Origin of the sequence: Cupriavidus sp. MP-37, from assembly GCF_020618415.1 — a bacterium.
Taxonomy (GTDB): Bacteria; Pseudomonadota; Gammaproteobacteria; order Burkholderiales; family Burkholderiaceae; genus Cupriavidus.
Window position 1 is genome coordinate 466975 of the sequence record NZ_CP085344.1, and the last position, 24799, is coordinate 491773.

At 64.0% G+C, this 24799-nt stretch carries 21 protein-coding genes, 6 tRNA genes and 3 rRNA genes; 19 read left to right on the top strand and 11 right to left on the bottom strand.

From position 1 onward, the window contains the following. Positions 1-23: 23 nt before the first annotated feature. The 4 genes from LIN44_RS02180 to LIN44_RS02195 all read left to right on the top strand — a co-directional run bounded on the left by LIN44_RS02180 (position 24) and on the right by LIN44_RS02195 (position 3842). A complete protein-coding gene (locus LIN44_RS02180; protein WP_227313363.1) occupies positions 24-1244 on the top strand; it encodes a globin domain-containing protein in 1221 nt (406 codons plus the stop codon). 126 nt (positions 1245-1370) lie between these two features. Further along, positions 1371-2156 (top strand): type II secretion system protein N, encoded by a 786-nt coding sequence (locus LIN44_RS02185; protein WP_227313364.1) that lies wholly within the window; start codon positions 1371-1373, stop codon positions 2154-2156. A gap of 154 nt (positions 2157-2310) precedes the next feature. Continuing rightward, positions 2311-2922, top strand: coding sequence for an EF-hand domain-containing protein (locus tag LIN44_RS02190; protein WP_227313365.1), 612 nt, complete (start codon positions 2311-2313; stop codon positions 2920-2922). 425 nt (positions 2923-3347) lie between these two features. Continuing rightward, the gene (locus LIN44_RS02195) at positions 3348-3842 is read left to right on the top strand and encodes an Lrp/AsnC family transcriptional regulator (protein ID WP_010813460.1); all 495 of its coding nucleotides are present in this window, start codon (positions 3348-3350) and stop codon (positions 3840-3842) included. Positions 3843-3940: 98 nt separating this feature from the next. Here LIN44_RS02195 and LIN44_RS02200 read toward each other — a convergent pair whose 3' ends face one another. Next, on the bottom strand, positions 3941-4639 hold the full coding sequence (locus LIN44_RS02200) for a GNAT family N-acetyltransferase (RefSeq protein WP_012354170.1): 699 nt from the start codon (positions 4637-4639) through the stop codon (positions 3941-3943). A gap of 328 nt (positions 4640-4967) precedes the next feature. Here LIN44_RS02200 and LIN44_RS02205 point away from each other — a divergent pair, with 328 nt between their 5' ends. Together LIN44_RS02205 and kefC are read left to right on the top strand one after the other, a co-directional pair. After that, entirely contained in the window at positions 4968-5522 is a 555-nt protein-coding gene (locus LIN44_RS02205; protein ID WP_227313366.1) for an NAD(P)H-dependent oxidoreductase, read from the top strand. Further along, positions 5519-7333, top strand: coding sequence for a glutathione-regulated potassium-efflux system protein KefC (gene kefC, locus LIN44_RS02210; RefSeq protein WP_227313367.1), 1815 nt, complete (start codon positions 5519-5521; stop codon positions 7331-7333). The genes LIN44_RS02205 and kefC overlap by 4 nt, the downstream gene beginning before the upstream one ends. Before the next feature lie 27 nt (positions 7334-7360). Here the strand turns inward: kefC and LIN44_RS02215 are convergent, their stop codons facing one another. The 7 genes from LIN44_RS02215 to paaA form a co-directional block, all read right to left on the bottom strand. Further along, the gene (locus LIN44_RS02215) at positions 7361-7978 is read right to left on the bottom strand and encodes a TetR/AcrR family transcriptional regulator (RefSeq protein WP_227313368.1); all 618 of its coding nucleotides are present in this window, start codon (positions 7976-7978) and stop codon (positions 7361-7363) included. Positions 7979-7988: 10 nt separating this feature from the next. Further along, positions 7989-8786 carry a DUF1835 domain-containing protein gene (locus LIN44_RS02220; protein ID WP_227313369.1) on the bottom strand — a complete coding sequence of 266 codons (798 nt, stop codon included), beginning with the start codon at positions 8784-8786 and terminating at the stop codon, positions 7989-7991. 195 nt (positions 8787-8981) lie between these two features. Further along, complete coding sequence (gene paaE / locus LIN44_RS02225; RefSeq protein ID WP_227313370.1) at positions 8982-10079, bottom strand: 1,2-phenylacetyl-CoA epoxidase subunit PaaE; 1098 nt, start codon at positions 10077-10079, stop codon at positions 8982-8984. Positions 10080-10103: 24 nt separating this feature from the next. After that, positions 10104-10673 (bottom strand): 1,2-phenylacetyl-CoA epoxidase subunit PaaD, encoded by a 570-nt coding sequence (gene paaD / locus LIN44_RS02230; protein WP_227313371.1) that lies wholly within the window; start codon positions 10671-10673, stop codon positions 10104-10106. Positions 10674-10704: 31 nt separating this feature from the next. Then, complete coding sequence (gene paaC / locus LIN44_RS02235; protein WP_227313372.1) at positions 10705-11556, bottom strand: 1,2-phenylacetyl-CoA epoxidase subunit PaaC; 852 nt, start codon at positions 11554-11556, stop codon at positions 10705-10707. Positions 11557-11567: 11 nt separating this feature from the next. Beyond that, complete coding sequence (gene paaB / locus LIN44_RS02240; protein WP_012354162.1) at positions 11568-11855, bottom strand: 1,2-phenylacetyl-CoA epoxidase subunit PaaB; 288 nt, start codon at positions 11853-11855, stop codon at positions 11568-11570. 26 nt (positions 11856-11881) lie between these two features. After that, the gene (paaA, locus tag LIN44_RS02245; protein ID WP_227313373.1) at positions 11882-12901 is read right to left on the bottom strand and encodes a 1,2-phenylacetyl-CoA epoxidase subunit PaaA; all 1020 of its coding nucleotides are present in this window, start codon (positions 12899-12901) and stop codon (positions 11882-11884) included. Between the two features lie 195 nt (positions 12902-13096). Between paaA and LIN44_RS02250 the strand changes: the two genes are divergently transcribed. Beyond that, entirely contained in the window at positions 13097-13567 is a 471-nt protein-coding gene (locus LIN44_RS02250) for a universal stress protein (protein ID WP_227313374.1), read from the top strand. Positions 13568-13606: 39 nt separating this feature from the next. Here the strand turns inward: LIN44_RS02250 and LIN44_RS02255 are convergent, their stop codons facing one another. The 3 genes from LIN44_RS02255 to LIN44_RS02265 form a co-directional block, all read right to left on the bottom strand. Beyond that, positions 13607-13885, bottom strand: a complete 279-nt coding sequence (locus LIN44_RS02255) for a DUF1488 domain-containing protein (protein ID WP_018006086.1) — start codon at positions 13883-13885, stop codon at positions 13607-13609. Between the two features lie 388 nt (positions 13886-14273). Then, positions 14274-15518, bottom strand: a complete 1245-nt coding sequence (locus LIN44_RS02260) for a nucleoside recognition domain-containing protein (RefSeq protein ID WP_227313375.1) — start codon at positions 15516-15518, stop codon at positions 14274-14276. A gap of 63 nt (positions 15519-15581) precedes the next feature. Beyond that, a complete protein-coding gene (locus LIN44_RS02265; RefSeq protein ID WP_227313376.1) occupies positions 15582-15968 on the bottom strand; it encodes a DUF488 domain-containing protein in 387 nt (128 codons plus the stop codon). Positions 15969-16554: 586 nt separating this feature from the next. On the opposite strand from LIN44_RS02265, the gene LIN44_RS02270 reads away from it, so the two are divergent. The 12 genes from LIN44_RS02270 (at position 16555) to nusG (ending at position 24739) form a co-directional block, all read left to right on the top strand. Further along, positions 16555-18086, top strand: a 16S ribosomal RNA gene (locus tag LIN44_RS02270). A 62-nt stretch (positions 18087-18148) separates the two neighbouring features. Then, positions 18149-18225, top strand: a tRNA-Ile gene (locus tag LIN44_RS02275). Between the two features lie 10 nt (positions 18226-18235). Beyond that, positions 18236-18311, top strand: a tRNA-Ala gene (locus LIN44_RS02280). A 279-nt stretch (positions 18312-18590) separates the two neighbouring features. Beyond that, positions 18591-21469 (top strand): 23S ribosomal RNA (locus LIN44_RS02285). Positions 21470-21582: 113 nt separating this feature from the next. Beyond that, positions 21583-21696: ribosomal RNA gene (rrf, locus tag LIN44_RS02290) — 5S ribosomal RNA — on the top strand. The 16S, 23S and 5S rRNA genes sit together here with 5 tRNA genes alongside, the layout of an rRNA operon. A gap of 291 nt (positions 21697-21987) precedes the next feature. Next, positions 21988-22073: transfer RNA gene (locus LIN44_RS02295), tRNA-Tyr, on the top strand. Positions 22074-22124: 51 nt separating this feature from the next. Next, positions 22125-22198 (top strand) — tRNA-Gly (locus LIN44_RS02300). A gap of 39 nt (positions 22199-22237) precedes the next feature. Then, a tRNA-Thr gene (locus LIN44_RS02305) sits at positions 22238-22312 on the top strand. 45 nt (positions 22313-22357) lie between these two features. Then, positions 22358-23548 carry an elongation factor Tu gene (tuf, locus tag LIN44_RS02310; protein WP_018004885.1) on the top strand — a complete coding sequence of 397 codons (1191 nt, stop codon included), beginning with the start codon at positions 22358-22360 and terminating at the stop codon, positions 23546-23548. A gap of 83 nt (positions 23549-23631) precedes the next feature. Then, positions 23632-23707: transfer RNA gene (locus tag LIN44_RS02315), tRNA-Trp, on the top strand. A 59-nt stretch (positions 23708-23766) separates the two neighbouring features. Beyond that, complete coding sequence (secE, locus tag LIN44_RS02320) at positions 23767-24147, top strand: preprotein translocase subunit SecE (RefSeq protein WP_012354155.1); 381 nt, start codon at positions 23767-23769, stop codon at positions 24145-24147. 10 nt (positions 24148-24157) lie between these two features. Next, positions 24158-24739 carry a transcription termination/antitermination protein NusG gene (gene nusG / locus LIN44_RS02325; protein ID WP_092317651.1) on the top strand — a complete coding sequence of 194 codons (582 nt, stop codon included), beginning with the start codon at positions 24158-24160 and terminating at the stop codon, positions 24737-24739. Positions 24740-24799: the final 60 nt, after the last annotated feature.

The window sequence follows — 24799 nt, forward strand, 5'->3', positions numbered from 1 at the left end:
TGAATAAAACGGAGTGATACCTGATGCTGTCCGCCGCTTCCCGCCCCTATATCGATGCAAGCGTGCCCGTGCTGCGCGAGCACGGCCTGGCCATCACCACGCATTTCTACCGCGAGATGTTCGCCGACCGGCCCGAGCTGACCCAGCTGTTCAATATGGGCAACCAGGCCAACGGCAGCCAGCAGCAGTCGCTGGCGTCGGCGGTGTTCGCCTACGCCGCCAACATCGACAACGCGGCGGCACTTGGGCCGGTGGTCGAGCGCATCGTGCACAAGCACGCGGCCGTGGGCATCACGCCGGCGCACTATCCGATCGTCGGCCGGCACCTGCTCGGCGCGATCTCCGCGGTGCTGGGCGAAGCCGCCACGCCGCCGCTGCTGGCGGCCTGGGACGAAGCCTACTGGCTGCTGGCGGGCGAACTGATCGCCGCCGAGGCGCGCCTGTACCAGCGCACCGGCGTGGCCGCCGGCGAACTGATGCCGGTGCGCGTGGTGCGCCGCGAGGCGCAGGGCGGGCAGGTGGTGGCACTGACGCTGGCCGCGGCCGATGGCCAGCCGCTGCGGTCGTTCCGTCCGGGCCAGTACATCAGCGTCGAGGCGCGCCTGGATGACGGCACGCGCCAGCTGCGCCAGTACTCGCTGTCTGCCGAAGCCGGTCTGCCGACCTGGCGCATCTCGGTCAAGCGCGAGGACGGCGGCGAGGCTACGCCGGCCGGGGCGGTCTCCAACTGGCTGCACGCCAACGCCCACGAGGGCACCGGGCTCAAGGTGAGCGCCCCGTTCGGCGAGTTCACGCCGGACCTGGAAGGCCGCCGCCCGCTGGCGCTGCTGTCGGGCGGGATCGGCATCACGCCGATGCTGTCGGTGCTGCGCACGCTGGCCGCGCAAGGCTCGCAGCGGCCGGTGCTGTTCGCCCACGCCGCCCGCGACGGCCACCACCATGCCCATCGCGCCGATCTGCAATGGGCGCGCGAGCGCCTGCCGGGACTGGTCACGCACATCAGCTATGAGTTCCCCCAGGCGGGCGACGCCGCGGGCCGCGACTACGACCACGCCGGCACCATGCCGCTGGCCGAGCTGCTGCGCCAGCCCGACCTGCAACGCTTTGTCGATGGCCGCTTCTACCTGTGCGGGCCGCTCGGCTTCATGCAGGCGCAGCGTCACGCACTGCTCAGCGCGGGCGTGCCGGTGGCGCATATCGAGCGCGAAGTGTTTGGCCCCGACCTGCTGGACGACCTGCTCTAAGGGCCCCGGCCGGGGCGCCGGCAGCAACGCCGGCGCGGCAGACAGCGTCATGGGGCTCTGGTACGCTTGGCGCGTCTGCGCTCTCGCGCCATGACCCGCCGCGGCGGGTATCCAGGGTCCCGATCCATGCAATTGTCCCTCCGGCCTTCGTTCCGCTTTGATGCCTCCGCGCTGTGGCTGCCGCGCCTGGCCAGCGCGGCGCTGTTTATCGCGCTGTGCGCGCTGGTCACCTACTGGGTGCTGACGTTCAGCGCGATGCGGACCATCCCGGTGCCCAAGAGCGCGCGCGTGGCGCAGACCGAGGCGGTCGAGACCGGCGCGGTGGCGACGCTGTTCGGCGGCTCGGCCCAGGCCGGGCCGAGCAACGTGCAGCTGCTTGGCGTCGTGGCCGAGCTTGGCGGCGGCGCCAGCGCCGCGATCGTCTCCATCGATGGCGGCCCGGCCAAGGCGGTGCGCATGGGGGCCGACCTGGCGCCGCAGATCCGGCTGGTGGAAGTGCGCCAGCGCGCCGTAGTGATCGAGCGCAATGGCGTGCGCCAGGAGATCGCCTTGCCGCTGCAGGCGGGCGCCACGCGCGGCGCGCCGCGCGGTGCCAGCCCGCTGCCAACGCCGCCGGCCGGCGCGGCGGCGCCCATGGCAACGCCCATGCCGCCGCCGGCGCAGGCCGCCGGCCAGCCTGCACCGGCACAGCCGCCGCGCAGCCAGCCGCCGGGGCAACCGGTCCAGCCGCAGCCGCAAGCTCAGTCCCAGGCGCCGGCGCAGCAAGTCCAGCCTCAGCCACAACCGGTTCAGGCAACGCCGGGCCAGCCGGCGCAGCCCCAGCCTCAGCCCGTCGATCCGCGCCAGTACCAATCGGTGATGTCGCCCGAGGCGGCCGACGAGGGCCAGATGGCGCCAAAAGCGCAGCCATAGGCAGCCGGCGCATCGATTATTCGCCTTTGCTTGCCTTCCCTTACGCCGCTCACCGCTTTCTGTGAGGCGGGTAACATCGTATTAAAAGCGCCAACTTCGCTGCATCGTCTGCGTTCTAATCCGTACATGCCAACGTGATGACAAGGAGCAAGACATGCAACGCAATCACAAGCCGCAGATCCTGAAACAGTTCCTGGCCGCGTCCGCCGCCCTGCTGGTTGCCGGCGGCGCCTTTGCCCAGGCCAGCGCCCCGGCCGCGCCGGCACCGGCCGGCAAGCCGGGCATGGGCCACCACCACCGTCACCATGGTGGCGGCATGTGGATGAAGGCGATCGATACCGACGGCGACGGCGCCATCTCCAAGGCCGAGGCCGACGCGTGGTTCAACAAGCTCGACACCAACCGCGACGGCAAGATCGACAAGGCCGAGATGGATGCGCACCGCAAGGCCGCCATGGCCGAGCATCACGCGCGCATGCAGGCCGCCTTCGACGAGAAGTTCAAGGCCGCCGACAAGAACGGCGACGGCGCGCTGACCAAGGCCGAGGCCAATGCCGGGCTGCCGCGCCTGGCCAAGCGCTTCGACCAGCTCGACGCCAACCGCGACGGCAAGCTGACCCGCGATGAAATCCGCGCCGGCATGGAGAAGATGCACCGCGACCGTCCCCATCGTGGCGAGCGTGGCGACCGGGGCCCGCGCGGCCAGGCGCCCGCCAGCCAGCCGGCACCGGCCAACCCGGCGGCACCGTCCACCAGCGGCGGCTGAGCGGTCCCCGGCAGCGCCGCCTGTGCGCCACCTGAGCGCCGCTGCCAGCGAACCCACCAAGCGCGCGAGCCTGACGGCCGCGCGCTTTTTTTTGTCCGTTCAGCGGACAACGTGGATCGCTCCGGGACAGGAACGCACTGGCGCGGACGCAAACGCCCGTAGAATGCCGCTTCCCTGTTTGCCGGAACCTGCGCGCCACCTCGCCCGGTTCTCCGGTCAGCGCGCGTCCGCGACATCCGGCCGCGCCACCAGACTTGGAGTTGCCCGGCCCGACCGGCCGACGCGCGAGTGACCGATAAGGCCGCCGACCCCACAAAATCGGGCGCAGATCGGATGTAATTTCACAAAAAATTGCGTACTTGTGCACGGCTTGCTAAATTTGCGCAAAAAAATTGCCAATAAACATATTGCGGAGCAACAATATCGTGAGCAAGGTGGAGTTGGACAAGATCGACCGGAAGATCCTGGAAGTGCTGCAGACCAACGGCCGGTTGACCAACCTGGAGGTGGCCGAGCGCGTGAACCTGTCGCCCAGCCCCTGCCTGCGCCGCATCCGGCGGCTGGAAGAGATCGGCGTGATCCGGCAGTACGCGGCGCTGCTGGAGCCCAACAAGATCGGCCTCGGCCTGCTGGCCTATATCAATGTGCGGCTGGAAAAGCATGGTGGCGCGCCCAAGGGCAAGGCCCCGCTGGACCTGTTCCGCGCCTCCATCGCCGTGTGGCCGGAGGTGGCGGCCTGCCACGCCATGACCGGCGAGATGGACTTGCTGCTCAAGGTCTATGTCGAGGACATGGAGCACTTTGCGCGCTTCATGCAGGAACAGCTGCTGGCGCATCCGTCGGTGATCGACGTGCGCTCGAGCTTCGCGCTGGAAAGCATCAAGGACACCACGGCGCTGCCGGTGGGCGGCGCGGCCTGAGCGGCGCGGCCGGGGTCCGCAAAGCAAAACGGCGCATCGTTGCGATGCGCCGTTTTTGTCGATACCCTCCGGCCGGTCTGGCCCGTGGGCCCGGCCGCTCAGGCGGTATGCTTTTGCGGCACCATGGTGCGCCAGAAGCGCAGGCCGAAGCGGCGGGCGTCGCGCAGGTTGCGGCGCACCGCGTAGTCCAGGTCGGCGAGCTGCTCGTCCAGCGCCTCGCTGAGGCGGCTGGCGGTGTCCGCCGGCGGCAGTTCCAGGTAGGCATCGGCCTCGCCGTAGGCATACTGGACCTTCATGCCGGCCTTCTTGGCGATATGCATCATCGCGGCATTGCGCGACAGGCAGTGCATGTACAACGTGCGGACGTTGGTGTTGCGACCATGGATGGCGGCCCGCTCGAACAGCGCGCTGCCGATGCCGCGGCCGCGGGCGCTGCCCGACACCGACACGCCGAACTCGGCCACGCGGCCCTGGGCGTTGTCGCGCAGGTTGGCGAAATGGCCCACGCCGATCAGCTCGAGCTTGTCGTCGTAGACGCCGAACACGCTGTCATGGTCGAAGTCGATGCTGTCGACATAGGCTTCGATCACGTGGTCGCCCACCGACTGGCCGAAACGGAGCAGGCGATCTTCCTCGCCGAGGGCGAGGAAATGCTTCAGCAGGCGCGAGCGGTGGTGGGCCGACAGTTCGCGCACCAGGACGGTGGCGCGATGGGCGGCTTGGGCGGCTTCGGCTGCCTTGCGCAGATCTTCGTCGGTCAGTGCGCCGACGGCCTTGCTCAGTTCGAGCGGGTTCACGATGATTCCTTCCGGTGCTGTCAGATAAAAATAGGCACTGCGGTGGTGTTTTTCCAGGCACTTTCCCCGCATCGATGCAAGACTCGGGGAAACACCAACTTGATGCAGCGCGAAAAGTATTGTAGTGGAATTGTCAGTCTGGCGTAAGCTTCCTGCGCCGCAACAGAAGCCAAGCGGGTCATGCCGGCAAATAAAGATCAATCAAAACAACAGCTTAAAAAAATGTGATGAATTGTTGCGCGCCGTCAGGTGTGGATTTGGTGCAACGCGACAATTCCTCCCGACCTCGCCGTTTTTTCCGATTACCCAGTCAGCCCTACGTCTTTCGATGAACGAGCCCCCCATCGTTGTGATCTACGCGCACCCAATGCCCAGCCGCTCGCGCGTGAACCGGCCGCTGGCCGATGCGCTGGACGCGTTGCCGCAGGTTCAGGTACGCGACCTGTACCGCAGCTATGTCGACTATGACATCGATGTCGTGGCCGAGCAGCGGGTGCTGTCGGTCTCGGACACCATCGTGCTGCAGTTCCCGGTGCGGTGGTACAGCGTGCCGGCCATGCTCAAGCTGTGGCTGGATGAAGTGCTGGAGCCGGGCTGGGCCTATGGCCCGGGCGGCACCGCGCTGCGCGGCAAGTCGCTGCTGGCGGTGGTCAGTACCGGGGGCACGGCCGACGCGTACGGGCCGGAAGGCACGCATGGCCACCCGCTCGCAGAGTTCCTGCTGCCGCTCGAGCAGACCGCCTTGCTGTGCGGCATGACGTGGCTGCCGCCAGTGGTGCTGCACGACGCCCACAATGCCGATGCACAGGCGCTGGCCGACCACATCGCCCACGTCTGCGGGCGGCTGGGCACCCATCCGGCCCCGGCGGAGGTGCAGGCATGAACCAGCATGACTTCCTGATTGCGCTGCTGGTGTTTCTGGTCGCGGCGGTGGTGGCGGTGCCGCTGGCGCGGCGCGGCGGGCTGGGCGCGGTGCTGGGCTACCTGCTGGCCGGCGCGGCGATCGGGCCGTTCGCGCTGCGCCTGGTGACCGATGTCGAATCGATCCTGCACTTCTCCGAGTTCGGCGTGGTGCTGATGATGTTCGTGATCGGCCTGGAACTGGAGCCGCGCAAGCTGTGGGCGCTGCGGCGTAGCATCTTCGGCTACGGCGGCGCGCAGCTGGCCGCCTGCGCGCTGGTGATCGGCGGGGCCGCGGCGCTGGCGGGCGCGCCCTGGCAGGTGGCGCTGGTGGCGGGGCTGGGGCTGGCGCTGTCGTCCACCGCGATCGCGCTGGCGACGCTGACCGAGCGCAACCTGTTCGGCACGCCGGCAGGCGCCGCCAGCTTCGGCATCCTGCTGTTCCAGGACATCGCCGCGATCCCGATGATCGCGCTGCTGCCGCTGCTGGCCACCCAGGGCGCCGCAGGCGCCGGCGCCGGCGCGGCCGGCTGGCTGGCGGCGGGCAAGGCGGTGGCGGTCATCGGCGCGGTGGTGGCGGGGGGCCGCTACCTGGTACGGCCGGCGCTGCGGTTCATCGCCCGCACCGACATGCGCGAGATGTTCACCGCCTTTGCGTTGCTGCTGGTGGTCGGCATCGCGCTGATGATGGACGCGGTGGGCTTGTCGATGGCGCTGGGCACCTTCCTGGCCGGCGTGCTGCTGGCCGATTCGGAATACCGCCACGCGCTCGAGGCCGACCTGGAGCCGTTCAAGGGCCTGCTGCTGGGGCTGTTCTTCATGGCGGTCGGCATGTCGATCGACTTCGCCGTGCTGGCGCGCTCGCCGTGGCTGGTGCTGGGCCTGGTGGCCGCCTTCGTGGTGGCCAAGACCGTGGTGCTGGCGTTGCTGGCGCGGCATTTTTCGATTGCCCGTGGGCAGCGCCTGCTGTTTGCGCTGCTGATCTCGCAGGGCGGGGAATTCGCCTTCGTGGTGTTCGGCGTCGCCGGCGGCGCCGGGCTGCTGCCGCGCGAGACCGAGGCCTTGCTGGTGCTGGTGGTGGCGCTGTCGATGGTGGCCACGCCGCTGCTGCTGCTGGCCTATGACCGGCTGGTGGCGCCGCGCATCGGCGCCGGCAAGGCGCGCCCGGACGAAGTCATCACGCCACAGCACAACCCGGTGCTGATCGCCGGCTTCGGGCGCTTCGGCCAGATCATCGGGCGCCTGCTGTACACCCAGGGCGTGGGCGTGACGGTGCTGGACCACGATCCCGACCAGATCGAATTCCTGCGCCAGTACGGCTTCAAGGTGTTCTATGGCGACGCCACGCGGCTGGACCTGCTGGAAGCCGCCGGCATTGCCGACGCGCGCATCCTGGTGGTGGCCATCGACAGCATGGACGACAGCCTGGCGCTGATCGACCGGGTGCGCGAGCGCTTCCCCGATCTTCAGATCTACGCCCGTGCGCGCCATGTCTCGCATGTCTACCAGCTCAAGGACCGCGGCGTGCAGCTGTTCGAGCGCGAGATGTTCGAGGGCTCGCTGATGCTGGGCCGGCGCGTGCTGGAAGGGCTGGGCTTCGACCCGGGCGAGGCGCGCAACGTGGCGCTGCGGTTCCGGCGCCACAACATCGAGGCGATCGACCGCTTCTATCCGCACTACACCGACCAGAAGAAGCTGGTCTCGCTGGCGCGCCAGGCGCGCGACGAGCTGGAAGAGATGTTCCGCCAGGACCGCGAGCAGCGGCGCCAGCGTGAAGAGGCCGAGTGGATGTAGGCGCGGGCGCGGCGAGGCCCGGGCGGCTCAGCGCCCGGCGCCAGCGCGGCCGGGCAGGCCGCCTTCGAGCAGGTCGACCACCATCTCGGCAAAGTCGGCGTACGAGAGCCGGCCGCCCGGCTTGAGCCAGGTGAAGGTCCAGTTGATCATGCCGAAGATGGTCATGGTCAGCGCGGTCTGGTTCTCGCGCGTGACCCGCTCCGGGTAGGCGCGGCGCAGCAGGCGCGAGAACGCCGCGACCACGTCGCGCTCGCGCCCCAGGATCAGGTCGCGCTGGGTCTCGGCCAGGAACTTGACGTCGTTGATCAGGGCGATATGGCGCGTCTGCGAGGTCTCGTACTCGGCCAGGAAGGCGCGGATCAGGTTGCCGAAGGCGTCCTTGTCGGTGCGGGCGTGGCGTTCGGCGTCGGCTTCGACTTCGGTGACGAGCAGCATCAGCCGGCGCGTGTAGCGGTCCAGCAGGTCGAACAGGATCGCTTCCTTGCTCTCGTAGTAGTGGTACAGCCGCGCCTTGGAGGTGCCGCAGGCGGCGGCGAGGTCGGCCATCGAGGTGCTGGGGTAGCTGCTGTTGGCAAAGGCGGCGGCGGCCAGGTCCAGGATCTGCTCGCGCTGCGCCTCGAAATCGGGTGCCTTGGTACGGGCCATATATTCTTGTTTATTCGCCTCCGCTGCCGCCGGCATGGCGGCGCAGCTCGCAGGTATCGAGCGAGTCGGCGTTGCCGCGCAGCACCAGCTGGCCCATGGCGATCAGCTCGCGGCAGCGCCAGAACACGAACCAGTCGCTGGCCAGCAGGCCCTCGATCGCGCCCATCACGCTGCCCACCACCTGCGCCGCCGGGGTCCAGTCGGACGGGGCGCGCTCCATGATGATGTCGTCGATGCTGCGATAGGCCGCCGGCACCAGCGTGTTGCCCTTCCACAGCCGCACGTCGGCGTTTTCCTTGACGTTCTGCTGCCACTCGTAACCCAGGCGCCCCAGCCGCAGCACCGAGACCGGGGCGATGGTGGAAAAGCGCCGCGCCAGCCGCGCCGGCGAATACATGCCGATCGCCGCCAGGTTGCCCTGTGCGGGGGTTTCGAGTTCGCGCAGGTCCATCGCGACCTCGTTGATCCGCTGCGGCGCCTGGTACAGGTGGAACACCACCCGGCGCAGCATCAGCTGGTCGGCCGCGCTCTGGCCGTGCCAGATCGCCACTTCCATGTCGTCCTGCCGCAGCGCCAGCAGCTGGTCCAGCGCCTGGCGCATTTCGGCGGCGAAGTCGATGTCGGTGTGCGGGGCGACGCGCTGCCAGAAGCCCGAGCGGATCATCCCGGTGCTGTCGATGTCCGCCAGCGGACCGACGGCGAGATCGTCGCGCAGCACCACGACAGGGTCCGGCCGGGCAGCCTGGGCCAGCGCCTGGCGCAGGGTCGTGCCTGCGACATCACCGTTGACGACGTGGATATATTGCATGGCCGTGATTGTATATGGGTGGGGCGGTTCGCTGGCGCCGCCGCGGCGGCGGCGCGACAGCTGCCCGCACCGCGCGCCTGATCACCCGCCTGCAAGCATCGCGCCAGCAGGGCGCCGCCTGCCGCCATTGTAGTCACGGCCCGTGCTGGCCAATGTCGGCGATTGTCTGACGACGCACGCGACGGCGTGCCAGGATCAGCGTTCGTCGTAGCTGACCACCACCCGCGGCGTCAGCGCGCGTGCCTGGCAGGTCAGCACAAAGCCCCTGTCCATCTCCCAGGGCTCCAGCGTGTAGTTCTTTTCCATCTCCACCTTGCCCTCCAGCACCTTGGCGCGGCAGGTGCAACAGACGCCGCCCTTGCACGCGTAGGGCAGATCGAGCCCGGCCGCCAGCGCGGTGTCGAGCACGTTGGCGTCCTCCAGCGGCAGGCGCATGCTGTGCTGCTTGCCATCGAGCACCACCACCAGTTCCGCGGTGCGGGCCTGGTCCGCGTGGGCGGGATGGGCGGCGGCCGGCTTGCGCCGCGTTGGCGCCAGCGGCACGCCGAAGCGCTCGGCGTGGATCCGGTGCGGATCCAGGCCCGCATCGCGCAGCGCCGCCTCGACCTCGTCGATCATCGAGGCCGGGCCGCAGACAAAGGCCGCGTCGATATCGTCGACCGGGATCAGCGTCTGCAGGAAGGCGCTCACCCGCGCGTGGTCGAGCCGGCCGTGCAGCAGTTCCACCTCCTGCGGCTGGCGCGACAGCACGTGGTAGAGCGTGAAGCGCGCCAGGTACTGGTTCTTCAGGTCCTCCAGCGCCTCGGAAAAGATGATGCTGTCGACATTGCGGTTGCCATAGACCAGCGTGAAGCGGCTGTGCGGCTCGGCCCGCAGCGTGGTGCGGATCAGCGACAGCACCGGCGTGATGCCGCTGCCAGCGGCAAAGGCGACATAGTGGCGCGCCGCCTCGGCATCGAGCGGCACGTGGAAACGACCGTCGGGCGTCATCACGTCGATCACCTGGCCGGGGGCGATGGAATCGTGCAGATGGCTGGAAAACAGCCCGTCCTCCACCAGCTTGACCGCCACGCGCAATTCGCCGTGCGCGTCATAGTCCTGCACCGCCGAACAGATCGAGTAGGAGCGCCGCAGGTCCTTGCCGTCGACCGGCGCCCTCAGCGTCAGGAACTGGCCTTGCGTGAAGCGGTAGGCATCGCGCAGCGCGTCCGGCACCTCGAAGGCGATCGAGATGGTGTCGGCGGTCTCGGGGCGCACCTGCGCCACGCGCAGCGGGTGGAACTGTGGAGTCATGGCAGCCTGGCTCGGCCCGGGGGCTCAGTAGGGTTTGAAATAGTCGAACGGCTCGCGGCAGTCCAGGCACCGGTACAGGGCCTTGCAGGCGGTCGAGGCAAAGCGCGAGATCTCTTGCGTATGCACGCTGCCGCAGCGCGGGCAGGCCACCGCATCGGGTGTGCCGGCGCGCGCGGCGCGCGGCACGAAGCGCAGCGGCTGCGCTGCGGCCGGTGTGCCGCACTGTCCCGGCGGCGCGATGCCGAACGCGCGCAGGCGCTCGCGCGCGGCCGGGGTGATCCAGTCCGTGGTCCAGGCCGGCGCCAGCACGGTGCGGATGCGCCACGGTCCCAGCGCGGCGCGGTCCAGCGCGTGGCCGATGTCCTCACCGATCTGCGACATCGCCGGGCAGCCGGAATAGGTGGGTGTGATGACGATCTCCAGCACGCCGTCCGGCGCCGCTACCACCTCGCGCAGGATGCCCAGCTCGCGGATCGACACCACCGGGATCTCCGGGTCCGGCACCGCCTCGAGCGCCGCCCACGCGCGCGCGACGCGCGCACCGGTGGCGCCTGCGTCGTTCACGTTGTGGGAGGGGAGGGGGATGACGTTCATGTGGATCAACCCTTTGCACTGAAGCGTGCGCTCACCATTGCGCGCCCGGATGGGCCCGCGCCAGCCCCTGCATCTCGCCCAGCAGGTAGCTCATGTGTTCCGAATGGACGCCGTGCTTGCCGGCCGAGACAAAGCCCGTGGCCGGCGGCAAAGTCAGCGTGGCCGCCTGCAGGGTCTCCGCGACGGTGGCGTCCCAGGCCGCGCGCAGGGTGGCGGTGACCACGCCGATGCCCTGCGCGGCGGCTTCGCTTTCAACCGCGTCTTCGGCAAAGCACTCGTTCATATACGGCAGCAGGTGTTCGAGCGCGCGCTGCATGCGGGCGTGCGAGGCCTCGGTGCCGTCGCCCAGCCGCACCATCCAGCCGGCCGCGTGGTGCAGGTGATAGCGCGCCTCCTTGAGCGCCTTGGCGGCGATCGCGGCCAGCTGCTCGTCCCGGCTGGCCTGCAAGGCTTGCCAGAGTTCGACCATCAGCGCGCTGTACAGGAAGTTGCGCGCGATGGTGACGGCGTAGTCGCGCTCGGCCGCGGCGTTGCCAGCAAGCGGACCGCGGTGCGGCAGCTCCAGCAGCGTCCAGTTGCGGAACTCGCGCTCGGCGCGCCAGTAGGCGTAGTCATCCTCATGGCGCGGCAGGCCGGTCAGCTCGCCCTCCAGTTCGCCGGCACGGCCGTACAGCAGCCGCGCCTGGCCGATCAGATCGAGGCTGATATTGGCCAACGCGATGTCTTCTTCCAGCACCGGCCCATGGCCACACCATTCGGCGTTGCGCTGGCCGAGGATCAGGGCGTTGTCGGCCAGGCGCAGCACGTAGCGCAGCGCGGCGGTGCGTGCCGGCGGCAGGTGGTCGAGCGAAGCAGGCACGGCAGGCTGTGGGGACGCGGTCATCGTGCGGGGCCTTACATGTGGTTGACTTCGTCGGGCAGCTGGTAGAACGTCGGGTGCCGGTAGATCTTGTCGGCCATCGGATCGAACAGCTCCGGCTTTTCCTCCGGCACGCTGGCGGTGATGGCCGCGGACGGCACCACCCAGATCGATACACCTTCCTGGCGCCGCGTATAGACGTCGCGCGCCATGTGCAGCGCCTGCTGGGCGTCGGCCGCGTGCAGGCTGCCGCAATGCTTGTGTTCCAGGCCTTGCTTGCTGCGCACGAACACTTCCCACAGCGGCCATTCCTTGCGTTGCATCGTGCTCTCCTCGGCGATGTCGGTGATCAGGCGGCAGCGCGTCCGGCGGCGGATTCGCGTTCGGCCAGCTTGGCGGCGTGGGCCAGCGCGGCCTCGCGCACCCAGGCGCCGTCCTCGTGCGCCTTCACGCGGGTGGCCAGGCGCTCCTTGTTGCACGGTCCGTCGCCGTTGATGACACGCCAGAATTCATCCCAGTCGAGCGGGCTGTAGTCGTAGTGGCCGCGCTCGGCATTCCATTGCAGGCCGGGGTCGGGCAGGGTCACGCCAAGCACGCGCGCCTGTTCGACCGTGGCATCGACAAACTTCTGGCGCAGGTCGTCGTTGGAGATGCGCTTGATGCCCCAGGCCATGGTCTGGGCGCTGTTGGTCGAGGCCGCATCGGGCGGGCCGAACATCATCAGCACCGGGAACCACCAGCGGTTGACTGCGTCCTGCACCATCTCGCGCTGGGCGTCGGTGCCGCGCATCATGGCCAGCAGTGCATCGAAGCCCTGGCGCTGGTGGAACGATTCTTCCTTGCAGATGCGGATCATGGCGCGCGCATACGGTCCGTATGAGCAGCGGCACAACGGGATCTGGTTCATGATCGCGGCGCCGTCGACCAGCCAGCCGATTACCCCGACGTCGGCCCAGGTCAGCGTCGGGTAATTGAAGATCGATGAATACTTGGCCTTGCCGCTGTGCAGCGCATCGATCATGTCGTCACGCGACGCGTCCAGGGTCTCGGCCGCGGAATACAGGTAGAGGCCGTGACCGCCTTCATCCTGCACCTTGGCCAGCAGGATGGCCTTGCGCTTGAGCGACGGCGCCCGGCTGATCCAGTTGCCCTCAGGCAGCATGCCGACGATTTCGGAGTGTGCGTGTTGCGAGATCTGGCGCACCAGGGTCTTGCGGTAGGCCTGCGGCATCCAGTCCTGCGGCTCGATCTTGCCGTCGGCGGCCATGCACGCATCGAATGCCGCCTGGCGGGCGGCTTGATCGGGGCGCGCGCTGGCTTGCGCTGCATCGGCGTGCTGGCCGGGCAGGTCAAGACTCTGCGTATACATAGCGTCTCCTCTGGCGGGGCGCCGCGCCAATTCGGTCCGGCACGGCTGGACCTATTATATATAAACCGACCGGTCGGTCAATTTAATTGGTGCGCCGCGTTTGCGCCGGCGCAGGACGCCAGTTTCGCCGGATGTGTACTATCCAAGACAGGTGGCACTACGCCGCATTCCTTTTCCATCGACGGAGGTACGCTCATGACTCGCGCGGCATACAGCAAGATCGTGGTGGCGGTGGACGGCAGCAGCACGTCCGATCTGGCGGTTGATGAAGCCATTCGCGTCGCGTCCCCCGGCGGGGCCACCGTGCTGGCGCTCTATGTCGTCGACACGGGCACGCCAATATTCGACGCCGGCTACTACGACCCAAGCCAGTTGCAAAAGGCCTTTGAGGAAAGCGGCAAGCGGGCCCTGCAAGGCGCGGCGCAGCGCCTGGCCGGGGCCGGCGTCGCGCATGAAACCAGTCTGGTCACCGCAGCTGCGGTGCCTGGCGATATCGGTGCTTCCATCAATGAGGCTGCGCGCCAATGGGGCGCAGATCTGCTGGTGATCGGCACGCATGGCCGGCGCGGCGTGCGCCGGCTGGTGCTGGGCAGCGTGGCCGAGGCGGTGATCCGCCAGTCGACCGTACCGGTGCTGCTGGTGCGCGGCGAAGCCAAAGCCGATTGAAACGCCCTGGCGGCCAGGGCCGCGCGGCGATGCCGATGTTCAGCCGGCGAAGCGGAAATGGCCGCTGCGCAGCACGATTTCACGCGCCTCGGTCAGCTCGAACAGGCTTTCGGCCAGCCGCTCGATGCGCTGACGATTATTGGTGAAGGCCGCTACCAGGTCTTCTTCGCGCGGCGAGCGCGCGCCGAAATGGGCTTCGAGTGCCTCGGCGGTGACGGAATACAAAGTGGGACTGCCGTTGACCGTCGCGGGGCAGGACAGCGTCAGGCTGGCTGCACAGTAGGTGGGGAGGCTGCGAGGGAACGTGATGTCTGGCATGGCGTGCCTCGTGCTGGCGGCGGACGGTATCCAATCAATATAGGCCAAGGGTGCGTTCCGTAAAGTCCCGCCCGCGGGTGGTGAGTCGGGGCGATGTCTCACTCGCCGGCAGTACTCTGCCGGTTCCCACGCCGTCGCTCCGAGGTGGGGCCTGTTGCGTTGCGGAAAACGTATCGGCACAAAGCGTATCGCCCCTGGCGGCAAGCGACCGAATGCAGGCGAAAAAAAACCCACGCAGGTTATGCGTGGGTTGGAATCCACCGAGGTGGTGGAGGAGACAGACTTCACTATACATGCTTTGTTGCGACGCACCAAGTCCAATGTGTCAATGTACGACGATGCGCACAATGTCGTTGTGCTGGCGCAACAAATTCAGGGCGTTACGCGGTTATCGGAACAGGTATGCGGCGCCCACCGCACAAACAATTCCGGCAGCGTCTGCCACCAACGCGCAACCCAGCGCATGGCGCGTATTCCGCACATTGATGCTGCCGAAATAAACCGCCAGAACATAGAAGGTAGTTTCGGTCGACCCCTGGATAATCGCCGCCAGGCGCCCCTGGAATGAATCGACGCCGTAGGTCGTCATCACGTCGACCATCAGCCCGCGCGCTCCGGCGCCGGACAGGATCTTCATCAGTCCGACCGGCAGCGCCGGGACAAAGTCGGTGTTGACGCCCAGCATCGCGAACCCCTGCATGAGCCAGGCCATCAGCACGTCCATGCATCCGGCGGCGCGGAACAGGCCAATCGCGACCAGGATCGCAACCAGATAGGGAATGATCTGCACGGCTACGCCGAAGCCTTCCTTGGCGCCGTCGATAAACGCCTCGTACACGTTGACCCGGCGCAGCGCACCGCAGATCAGGAAGAGGGTGATCAAGGACAGGATGAAGCCGGCACCAGCCAGCGCCGTCACAGTGCCGACCTGCTCGGGCGGTGCATGCTGCAACCAGGCGAACATTGCCCCAAGCAGCGCGATCACAATGCCGAATGTCGCCAGAACCGCGGGCCGCAGCAAGTTGATCCGCTGGACCCACGCCACCGCCAGCAGCCCGGCCAGGCAGGCGCCGCCGGTGGCCAGCAGCGTCGGCAAGAAGATGTCAGCGGCGTTGAAGCCGACCAGCCCCTGCTTGACCGCGATGGCCTGGCGGATGGCGATGACCGAAGTCGGGATCAGCGTCAGCCCGGCAGAGTTCAGCACAATGAACATGATCTGCGCGTCGGTGGCGACGTCCGGGCGCCGGTTCAGCGTCTGCAGCTCGCGCATGGCGTTCAGGCCCAGCGGCGTGGCGGCGTTGTCGAGCCCGAGCAGGTTGGCCGATACGTTCATCATCATGGCGCCCTGTGCCGGATGGCCCTGGGGCACGCCGGGAAAGAAGTGCCGCAGCAGCGGGTTCACCAGCCGGGCGAAGGCATCGACAACGCCGGCGCGCTCGCCGATGCGCATGATGCCCAGCCACAGGCTCATTACCCCCGCCAGTCCGAGCGCGATCTCGAAGGCGGTGCGGGCGCTGTCGAACAGGCTGCCCAGCATCGCCGGGAAGACCGCGAGGTCGCCCTGCGCCACGCGGACGCAGGCGGCGGAGAAGGAAATCAGGAAGAAGCCGAGCCAGACTACGTTCAGCGCCATCGGAAAAAGGGAAGCGGGAAAACGGGAGAACAAAGCCGGGCAGATCCCGGCACGCCGCGCAACTCAGTCGATCACGGCGCCGCGTTCGGCGAGCAGTTCGCGCAAGACGGAGCGGTGGCAACGCGCTTCGTCTTCGCAATAGCAGCCCACTGAGAAATTGGTCTGGTGCGACAGCGCCGCCAAGAGATCTAGCGTGCGGCTGGCGTCCGGCTCGGCCATTTCCTTGCGGAAACGCCGCACGAAAGCCCGCCACTCTTTATCGTCGGTCGCATGGAGTGCCTGCGCGACCAGCTCTGGGGATGGCGAAAGCGCCGGGTACCAGACATCGTAGTAATCGCGGCTCGCAAACTCCGATTTGGGCACGCCCCGCGGCGGTCGGCGCACGGTACCGACCCGCAGGCCCTCGTCGGCCGCACGCGGTGTACCCAGTCTTACGATTCTGATGGTCATGAGGATCCGGATTTGGGTCTGGCCGCCATGCTAGGCCGCGGCGGCGGTGAGCCTGGTGCGCTTCAGCCCAGATCATGAATCATGGGGCTGCGGCTGACAAATTGGTGCTCCTTCGGCAGGGACTTTCCAGTGTCATCGAATTATTTCGCGGAACCGCTTGCCAACCCCGCCGCGCTCGCTTACTATTCGCCCCCTCGCAACACGACGCGGCGCTGCAAGGCAGGCGCAGCAACGGTTGCGGGGTTGGCCGGGAGGCTGGCGCGGCAAGGTTTGCAGCGCCGGCGGGAGCAAAAAAGATTGCTGCGAACGGTTGACGAAACGAAGAAAGCTCTGCATAATCTCGTTTCTCTGCTGCAGACAACGCAGCGCGCTGAACGGCAAAGCCGGGTGGCGAAGTTCTTTAACAAACAAACAACCGATAAGTGTGGGCGCTGGGTAGCGGACGCCACTGTCTACGGACAGTGATGCTTCAAGTTATACAGTGCTCGCACAGCAAAACGTGACTGGATCTTCGGATCTGGTCAGTCAGTTTTCTGAGAGTGAGCGACCGCTCGAAAGAGCGAGCCCTTCGGGGCACACAGAGATTGAACTGAAGAGTTTGATCCTGGCTCAGATTGAACGCTGGCGGCATGCCTTACACATGCAAGTCGAACGGCAGCGCGGGCTTCGGCCTGGCGGCGAGTGGCGAACGGGTGAGTAATACATCGGAACGTGCCCTGTCGTGGGGGATAACTAGTCGAAAGATTAGCTAATACCGCATACGACCCGAGGGTGAAAGCGGGGGACCGCAAGGCCTCGCGCGATAGGAGCGGCCGATGTCTGATTAGCTAGTTGGTGGGGTAAAGGCCTACCAAGGCGACGATCAGTAGCTGGTCTGAGAGGACGATCAGCCACACTGGGACTGAGACACGGCCCAGACTCCTACGGGAGGCAGCAGTGGGGAATTTTGGACAATGGGGGCAACCCTGATCCAGCAATGCCGCGTGTGTGAAGAAGGCCTTCGGGTTGTAAAGCACTTTTGTCCGGAAAGAAATGGCCTGGGTTAATACCCCGGGTCGATGACGGTACCGGAAGAATAAGCACCGGCTAACTACGTGCCAGCAGCCGCGGTAATACGTAGGGTGCGAGCGTTAATCGGAATTACTGGGCGTAAAGCGTGCGCAGGCGGTTTGATAAGACAGGCGTGAAATCCCCGAGCTCAACTTGGGAATGGCGCTTGTGACTGTCAGGCTAGAGTATGTCAGAGGGGGGTAGAATTCCACGTGTAGCAGTGAAATGCGTAGAGATGTGGAGGAATACCGATGGCGAAGGCAGCCCCCTGGGACGTGACTGACGCTCATGCACGAAAGCGTGGGGAGCAAACAGGATTAGATACCCTGGTAGTCCACGCCCTAAACGATGTCAACTAGTTGTTGGGGATTCATTTCTTCAGTAACGTAGCTAACGCGTGAAGTTGACCGCCTGGGGAGTACGGTCGCAAGATTAAAACTCAAAGGAATTGACGGGGACCCGCACAAGCGGTGGATGATGTGGATTAATTCGATGCAACGCGAAAAACCTTACCTACCCTTGACATGCCACTAACGAAGCAGAGATGCATTAGGTGCCCGAAAGGGAAAGTGGACACAGGTGCTGCATGGCTGTCGTCAGCTCGTGTCGTGAGATGTTGGGTTAAGTCCCGCAACGAGCGCAACCCTTGTCTCTAGTTGCTACGCAAGAGCACTCTAGAGAGACTGCCGGTGACAAACCGGAGGAAGGTGGGGATGACGTCAAGTCCTCATGGCCCTTATGGGTAGGGCTTCACACGTCATACAATGGTGCGTACAGAGGGTTGCCAACCCGCGAGGGGGAGCTAATCCCAGAAAACGCATCGTAGTCCGGATCGTAGTCTGCAACTCGACTACGTGAAGCTGGAATCGCTAGTAATCGCGGATCAGCATGCCGCGGTGAATACGTTCCCGGGTCTTGTACACACCGCCCGTCACACCATGGGAGTGGGTTTTGCCAGAAGTAGTTAGCCTAACCGCAAGGAGGGCGATTACCACGGCAGGGTTCATGACTGGGGTGAAGTCGTAACAAGGTAGCCGTATCGGAAGGTGCGGCTGGATCACCTCCTTTCCAGAGGCTTGTGTCTCAAGCCTAGCGTTCACACTTATCGGTTTGTTTGCTGTTACAGCCAAGGGTCTGTAGCTCAGGTGGTTAGAGCACCGTCTTGATAAGGCGGGGGTCGTAGGTTCAAGTCCTACCAGACCCACCAAGTTATCCGAGGGGGATTAGCTCAGCTGGGAGAGCACCTGCTTTGCAAGCAGGGGGTCGTCGGTTCGATCCCGTCATCCTCCACCATCACCTGGTACCTTGGATTGGTTGTCAAAGGAAAGCGCTTGCTGAGTGCTTTCCTTTGGCATTGCCAAGCGATCTAACGATCGGCTGTTCTTTAACAATATGGGATGTAGTAAAGGTGTCGCGGTGCTTTGATGAGAAGCACAGTTGTATAACGCGATACCGGGTTGTGATTGTATCAACCAAATGTATTTTAAAGTGATCGAAAGATGACTTGGAATACGGCACAAATGCGAGAACTCAACCTGTAGTGAGGGTGTCCTTGAGACACACTTGTTATAGGGTCAAGCGAACAAGTGCATGTGGTGGATGCCTTGGCGATCACAGGCGATGAAGGACGCGGTAGCCTGCGAAAAGCTTCGGGGAGCTGGCAAACGAGCTTTGATCCGGAGATGTCCGAATGGGGAAACCCGGCCCGTATGGGTCATCCCTTGCTGAATACATAGGCAAGGGAAGCGAACGCGGCGAACTGAAACATCTAAGTAGCTGCAGGAACAGAAATCAACCGAGATTCCCAAAGTAGTGGCGAACGAAATGGGAAGAGCCTTGCACTCTTTAGCAGGACTGTTAGCAAAACGGGATGGAAAGCCCGGCCATAGCAGGTGATAGCCCTGTATGCGAAAACAGACTTGTGGAACTAGGTGTGCGACAAGTAGGGCGGGACACGTGAAATCCTGTCTGAAGATGGGGGGACCATCCTCCAAGGCTAAATACTCGTGATCGACCGATAGTGAACCAGTACCGTGAGGGAAAGGCGAAAAGAACCCCGGGAGGGGAGTGAAATAGATCCTGAAACCGCATGCATACAAACAGTCGGAGCCCTTTCGGGGGTGACGGCGTACCTTTTGTATAATGGGTCAGCGACTTACATTCAGTGGCAAGCTTAACCGATTAGGGAAGGCGTAGCGAAAGCGAGTCCGAACAGGGCGTTGAGTCGCTGGGTGTAGACCCGAAACCAGATGATCTATCCATGGCCAGGTTGAAGGTGCGGTAACACGTACTGGAGGACCGAACCCACTAACGTTGAAAAGTTAGGGGATGAGCTGTGGATAGGGGTGAAAGGCTAAACAAATCTGGAAATAGCTGGTTCTCTCCGAAAACTATTTAGGTAGTGCCTCGTGTCTCACCTTCGGGGGTAGAGCACTGTCATGGTTGGGGGGTCTATTGCTGATTACCCCGCCATAGCAAACTCCGAATACCGAAGAGTGCAATCACGGGAGACAGACATCGGGTGCTAACGTCCGGTGTCAAGAGGGAAACAACCCAGACCGCCAGCTAAGGTCCCCAAGATTGGCTAAGTGGGAAACGAAGTGGGAAGGCTAAAACAGTCAGGAGGTTGGCTTAGAAGCAGCCACCCTTTAAAGAAAGCGTAATAGCTCACTGATCGAGTCGTCCTGCGCGGAAGATGTAACGGGGCTAAGCCAGTCACCGAAGCTGCGGACGCACGCAAGTGCGTGGTAGGAGAGCGTTCTGTAAGCCTGTGAAGGTGTCTTGTAAAGGATGCTGGAGGTATCAGAAGTGCGAATGCTGACATGAGTAGCGATAAAGGGGGTGAAAGGCCCCCTCGCCGTAAGCCCAAGGTTTCCTACGCAACGTTCATCGGCGTAGGGTGAGTCGGCCCCTAAGGCGAGGCAGAGATGCGTAGCTGATGGGAAGCAGGTTAATATTCCTGCACCGTCGTATGATGCGATGGGGGGACGGATCGCGGAAGGTTGTCCGGGTGTTGGAAGTCCCGGTCCCTGTAGTGGAGAAGGCGCTTAGGCAAATCCGGGCGCGTAATTCAAGGCTATGGGGCGAGCGGCCTAGTGCTGCGAAGCAATTGGAAGTGGTTCCAAGAAAAGCCTCTAAGCTTCAGTCATACGAGACCGTACCGCAAACCGACACAGGTGGGCGAGATGAGTATTCTAAGGCGCTTGAGAGAACTCGGGAGAAGGAACTCGGCAAATTGGTACCGTAACTTCGGGATAAGGTACGCCCTGGTAGCTTGACTGGCCTGCGCCAGAAGGGTGAAGGGGTTGCAATAAAATGGTGGCTGCGACTGTTTAATAAAAACACAGCACTCTGCAAACACGAAAGTGGACGTATAGGGTGTGACGCCTGCCCGGTGCCGGAAGATTAAATGATGGGGTGCAAGCTCTTGATTGAAGTCCCGGTAAACGGCGGCCGTAACTATAACGGTCCTAAGGTAGCGAAATTCCTTGTCGGGTAAGTTCCGACCTGCACGAATGGCGTAACGATGGCCACACTGTCTCCTCCCGAGACTCAGCGAAGTTGAAGTGTTTGTGATGATGCAATCTCCCCGCGGCTAGACGGAAAGACCCCATGAACCTTTACTGTAGCTTTGCATTGGACTTTGAACCGATCTGTGTAGGATAGGTGGGAGGCTTTGAAGCGTGGACGCTAGTCTACGTGGAGCCGTCCTTGAAATACCACCCTGGTTTGTTTGAGGTTCTAACCTTGGCCCGTGAATCCGGGTCGGGGACAGTGCATGGTAGGCAGTTTGACTGGGGCGGTCTCCTCCCAAAGTGTAACGGAGGAGTTCGAAGGTACGCTTGGTACGGTCGGACATCGTACCTAAAGTGCAATGGCAAAAGCGTGCTTAACTGCGAGACCGACAAGTCGAGCAGGTGCGAAAGCAGGACATAGTGATCCGGTGGTTCTGAATGGAAGGGCCATCGCTCAACGGATAAAAGGTACTCTGGGGATAACAGGCTGATACCGCCCAAGAGTTCATATCGACGGCGGTGTTTGGCACCTCGATGTCGGCTCATCTCATCCTGGGGCTGTAGCCGGTCCCAAGGGTATGGCTGTTCGCCATTTAAAGAGGTACGTGAGCTGGGTTTAAAACGTCGTGAGACAGTTTGGTCCCTATCTGCCGTGGGCGTTGGAATCTTGACGGGGGCTGCTCCTAGTACGAGAGGACCGGAGTGGACGTACCGCTGGTGTACCTGTTGTCTCGCCAGAGGCATCGCAGGGTAGCTATGTACGGAAGAGATAACCGCTGAAAGCATCTAAGCGGGAAACTCGCCTGAAGATGAGGATTCCCTGGAGGCTTGACCTCCTTGAAGGGTCGTTCGAGACCAGGACGTTGATAGGCTGGGTGTGGAAGCGCAGTAATGCGTTAAGCTAACCAGTACTAATTGCCCGTAAGGCTTGATCCTATAACCAGTGTGTTTCACCTGGTGAGCGATCGCCTTGTGCCTCGATACACACAACCAACACTACATCCCGATTCGTGACGCTGTCCCACCCGACAGCGCCACAACCCCTCATGCCTGGTGACCATAGCGAGTTGGAACCACCCCTTCCCATCCCGAACAGGTCCGTGAAACGACTCCGCGCCGATGATAGTGCGGATTACCCGTGTGAAAGTAGGTCATCGCCAGGCTCTTATCCCCAAAACCCCTCGACAGCGAACGCTGCGAGGGGTTTTGTCTTTTCTGCCACCAGTTCGCGTGTCACGGCGCAGCTCCGCCAGGCCGCGCCAGAGCCGCCAGGAGCCGTCTTGCAAAGCCCCTATAGGGTGAGAACGCAGAAATCTAAACTGCGCTTGTGGGAGCGGTCAGGCAGCGCCAGACGCCACGCCGGAACGCCCTCCCGACGCCATCGCAGCACAGCATCCGCAACGGAAAGTGCTTGACAGGAGCGGCGAGGAAGCCCATAATCGATAGTTCTCTGCGGAGAGGTGCCCGAGTGGCTAAAGGGGGCAGACTGTAAATCTGTTGGCTTACGCCTACGCTGGTTCGAATCCAGCCCTCTCCACCAGAATGCAAGACAGCAGCCGGCAACGCCGGTGAAGAAGCAGGAAAGACCCAGGCGGGTGTAGCTCAATGGTAGAGCAGAAGCCTTCCAAGCTTACGACGAGGGTTCGATTCCCTTCACCCGCTCCAGTCGCGCGGTTGCTGTCATAAAGTAGTACGTCTAGTTTCGCCCATGTGGCTCAGTGGTAGAGCACTCCCTTGGTAAGGGAGAGGTCGGCAGTTCGATCCTGCCCATGGGCACCAAATACCACGCACTGGCAATATCGCTACCGAGACAGGAGTCGCGAAATGGCAAAGGAAAAGTTCGAGCGGACCAAGCCGCACGTGAACGTTGGTACGATTGGTCACGTTGACCATGGCAAGACCACGCTGACCGCAGCGATCGCCACGGTGCTGGCAGCGAAGTTCGGTGGTGCGGCCAAGAAGTACGACGAAATCGACGCAGCGCCGGAAGAGAAGGCGCGCGGTATTACCATCAATACCGCCCACGTCGAATACGAGACGGCCAACCGCCACTACGCGCACGTTGACTGCCCGGGCCACGCCGACTACGTGAAGAACATGATCACGGGTGCCGCCCAGATGGACGGCGCGATCCTGGTGTGCTCGGCCGCCGACGGCCCGATGCCGCAGACCCGCGAGCACATCCTGCTGGCCCGTCAGGTTGGCGTGCCGTACATCATCGTGTTCCTGAACAAGTGCGACATGGTGGACGACGCCGAACTGCTCGAGCTGGTCGAGATGGAAGTGCGCGAGCTGCTGAGCAAGTACGAATTCCCCGGCGACGACACCCCGATCATCAAGGGTTCGGCCAAGCTGGCGCTGGAAGGCGACAAGGGCGACCTTGGCGAAGAAGCCATCATGCGCCTGGCCGACGCGCTGGACACCTACATCCCGACGCCGGAGCGTGCCGTTGACGGTACCTTCCTGATGCCGGTGGAAGACGTGTTCTCGATCTCGGGTCGCGGCACCGTGGTGACCGGCCGTATCGAGCGCGGCGTGATCAAGGTCGGCGAGGAAATCGAAATCGTCGGTATCAAGCCGACCGTGAAGACCACCTGCACCGGCGTGGAAATGTTCCGCAAGCTGCTGGACCAGGGCCAGGCTGGCGACAACGTCGGTCTGCTGCTGCGCGGCACCAAGCGTGAAGACGTCGAGCGCGGCCAGGTGCTGTGCAAGCCGGGTTCGATCAAGCCGCACACCCACTTCACCGGCGAGGTGTACATCCTGTCGAAGGACGAAGGCGGCCGTCACACCCCGTTCTTCAACAACTACCGCCCGCAGTTCTACTTCCGTACCACCGACGTGACCGGCTCGATCGAGCTGCCGAAGGACAAGGAAATGGTCATGCCGGGCGACAACGTGTCGATCACCGTCAAGCTGATCGCCCCGATCGCCATGGAAGAAGGCCTGCGCTTCGCCATCCGCGAAGGTGGCCGTACCGTCGGCGCCGGCGTCGTGGCAAAGATCCTCGACTAAGCTGTTCGATAGCGAATGCGGCACCAACCGGCCGCATTCGTTGCCAGAGGGGTTGGCGCAAGCGTCGACCCCGAAGTTGTTTTAGGGGTATAGCTCAACTGGCAGAGCGTCGGTCTCCAAAACCGAAGGTTGGGGGTTCGATTCCCTCTGCCCCTGCCAAATCAATCAGCCGCGTCGCGAGGAACAATCGTGACGCGGCTTAGTCTCGTTTGCGAAACATGGCCAATCCCAATGTTGAAACCGTGAACGCCAGCAGCGGCAAGTGGATGCTTGGCGTCGCGGTGCTGCTGGTGGTTGCGGGCGTCATCGGTTTCTATGCACTGGCACAGCAACCGTCTTATGTACGTGGCGCCGCACTGTTCGGTGGTATTGCACTGGGTATCGTGGTTGCGCTGGTGTCGGCACCGGGCAAGGACTTTATCGGGTTCGCCAAGGAATCGTATCGGGAAGTTCGCAAGGTCGTCTGGCCGACGCGCAAGGAAGCCGGGCAGATGACGGGACTGGTCTTTGTCTTTGTCGTCGTCATGGCCCTGTTCCTGTGGTCGGCGGACAAGCTCATCGAGTGGGTCGTGTTCTCGCTCGTGCTGGGCTGGAAATAAGAGGTAGCACATGACGGATAACGCCCAGCAGGAAACCACCGCGCAAGAATCGCCTTCGTCGAAGAAGCGCTGGTATGTGGTGCATGCCTACTCCGGCATGGAGAAGAGCGTGCAACGCGCGCTGCAGGAGCGCATCGAGCGCGCCGAGATGCAGGACAAGTTTGGCCGCATCCTGGTGCCGTCCGAGGAAGTCGTGGAAATCAAGGGCGGCCACAAGTCGGTCACCGAGCGTCGCTTCTTCCCTGGCTACGTGCTGGTGGAAATGGAAATGACCGACGAGACCTGGCACCTGGTGAAGAACACCAGCAAGGTCACCGGTTTCGTGGGCGGCGCCCGCAATCGTCCGAGCCCGATTTCGCAGCGCGAAGTCGACAAGATCATGACCCAGATGCAGGAAGGGGTCGAGAAGCCGCGTCCCAAGACGCTGTTCGAAGTGGGCGAAATGGTGCGCGTCAAGGACGGCCCGTTCACCGACTTCAACGGCAACGTGGAAGAAGTGAACTACGAGAAGTCGCGCCTGCGCGTCTCGGTCACCATCTTCGGACGTGCCACGCCGGTCGAGCTCGAGTTCGGCCAGGTCGAGAAGGTTTAAGGAATTTGCCTGTTGTCGGTCGAAAGGCAGGCAACCGGCAACGGCAGCGCCCCACGGCGT

What these genes read in the sequence shown, in the direction of transcription:
- LIN44_RS02185 (WP_227313364.1), top strand. Translation starts at nt 1,371, where the DNA reads ATGCAATTGTCCCTCCGGCCTTCGTTCCGCTTTGATGCCTCCGCGCTG.
- kefC (WP_227313367.1), top strand. Translation starts at nt 5,519, where the DNA reads ATGAACCAGCATGACTTCCTGATTGCGCTGCTGGTGTTTCTGGTCGCG.
- paaE (WP_227313370.1), bottom strand. Translation starts at nt 10,079, where the DNA reads ATGACTCCACAGTTCCACCCGCTGCGCGTGGCGCAGGTGCGCCCCGAG.
- LIN44_RS02255 (WP_018006086.1), bottom strand. Translation starts at nt 13,885, where the DNA reads ATGCCAGACATCACGTTCCCTCGCAGCCTCCCCACCTACTGTGCAGCC.
- secE (WP_012354155.1), top strand. Translation starts at nt 23,767, where the DNA reads ATGGCCAATCCCAATGTTGAAACCGTGAACGCCAGCAGCGGCAAGTGG.
- LIN44_RS02250 (WP_227313374.1), top strand. Translation starts at nt 13,097, where the DNA reads ATGACTCGCGCGGCATACAGCAAGATCGTGGTGGCGGTGGACGGCAGC.
- LIN44_RS02205 (WP_227313366.1), top strand. Translation starts at nt 4,968, where the DNA reads ATGAACGAGCCCCCCATCGTTGTGATCTACGCGCACCCAATGCCCAGC.
- nusG (WP_092317651.1), top strand. Translation starts at nt 24,158, where the DNA reads ATGACGGATAACGCCCAGCAGGAAACCACCGCGCAAGAATCGCCTTCG.
- LIN44_RS02180 (WP_227313363.1), top strand. Translation starts at nt 24, where the DNA reads ATGCTGTCCGCCGCTTCCCGCCCCTATATCGATGCAAGCGTGCCCGTG.
- LIN44_RS02220 (WP_227313369.1), bottom strand. Translation starts at nt 8,786, where the DNA reads ATGCAATATATCCACGTCGTCAACGGTGATGTCGCAGGCACGACCCTG.
- paaA (WP_227313373.1), bottom strand. Translation starts at nt 12,901, where the DNA reads ATGTATACGCAGAGTCTTGACCTGCCCGGCCAGCACGCCGATGCAGCG.
- LIN44_RS02190 (WP_227313365.1), top strand. Translation starts at nt 2,311, where the DNA reads ATGCAACGCAATCACAAGCCGCAGATCCTGAAACAGTTCCTGGCCGCG.
- paaD (WP_227313371.1), bottom strand. Translation starts at nt 10,673, where the DNA reads ATGAACGTCATCCCCCTCCCCTCCCACAACGTGAACGACGCAGGCGCC.
- LIN44_RS02265 (WP_227313376.1), bottom strand. Translation starts at nt 15,968, where the DNA reads ATGACCATCAGAATCGTAAGACTGGGTACACCGCGTGCGGCCGACGAG.
- paaB (WP_012354162.1), bottom strand. Translation starts at nt 11,855, where the DNA reads ATGCAACGCAAGGAATGGCCGCTGTGGGAAGTGTTCGTGCGCAGCAAG.
- tuf (WP_018004885.1), top strand. Translation starts at nt 22,358, where the DNA reads ATGGCAAAGGAAAAGTTCGAGCGGACCAAGCCGCACGTGAACGTTGGT.
- LIN44_RS02215 (WP_227313368.1), bottom strand. Translation starts at nt 7,978, where the DNA reads ATGGCCCGTACCAAGGCACCCGATTTCGAGGCGCAGCGCGAGCAGATC.
- paaC (WP_227313372.1), bottom strand. Translation starts at nt 11,556, where the DNA reads ATGACCGCGTCCCCACAGCCTGCCGTGCCTGCTTCGCTCGACCACCTG.
- LIN44_RS02260 (WP_227313375.1), bottom strand. Translation starts at nt 15,518, where the DNA reads ATGGCGCTGAACGTAGTCTGGCTCGGCTTCTTCCTGATTTCCTTCTCC.